Consider the following 686-nt stretch of genomic DNA (forward strand, 5'->3'; position numbering starts at 1 on the left):
ATCGACAGTTACCAATGCTTAATCAGTGAGGCACCTATCTCAGCGATCTGTCTATTTCGTTCATCCTTAGTTGCCTGACTCCCCGTCGTGTAGATAACTACGATACGGGAGGGCTTACCATCTGGCCCCAGTGCTGCAATGATACCGCGAGACCCACGCTCACCGGCTCCAGATTTATCAGCAATAAACCAGCCAGCCGGAAGGGCCGAGCGCAGAAGTGGTCCTGCAACTTTATCCGCCTCCATCCAGTCTATTAATTGTTGCCGGGAAGCTAGAGTAAGTAGTTCGCCAGTTAATAGTTTGCGCAACGTTGTTGCCATTGCTACAGGCATCGTGGTGTCACGCTCGTCGTTTGGTATGGCTTCATTCAGCTCCGGTTCCCAACGATCAAGGCGAGTTACATGATCCCCCATGTTGTGCAAAAAAGCGGTTAGCTCCTTCGGTCCTCCGATCGTTGTCAGAAGTAAGTTGGCCGCAGTGTTATCACTCATGGTTATGGCGGCACTGCATAATTCTCTTACTGTCATGCCATCCGTAAGATGCTTTTCTGTGACTGGTGAGTACTCAACCAAGTCATTCTGAGAATAGTGTATGCGGCGACCGAGTTGCTCTTGCCCGGCGTCAATACGGGATAATACCGCGCCACATAGCAGAACTTTAAAAGTGCTCATCATTGGAAAACGTTC

General features: G+C 50.0%; 1 protein-coding gene. It reads right to left on the bottom strand.

All coding sequences use genetic code 11. The features are described 5' to 3' along the window. Positions 1–8 precede the first annotated feature (8 nt). A partial coding sequence (bla, locus tag F0L74_RS32785; protein WP_149842214.1) for a class A beta-lactamase occupies positions 9–686 on the bottom strand: 678 nt, incomplete at its 5' end.

Source organism: Chitinophaga agrisoli, from assembly GCF_008386695.1.
GTDB classification, from domain to species: domain Bacteria; phylum Bacteroidota; class Bacteroidia; order Chitinophagales; family Chitinophagaceae; genus Chitinophaga; species Chitinophaga agrisoli.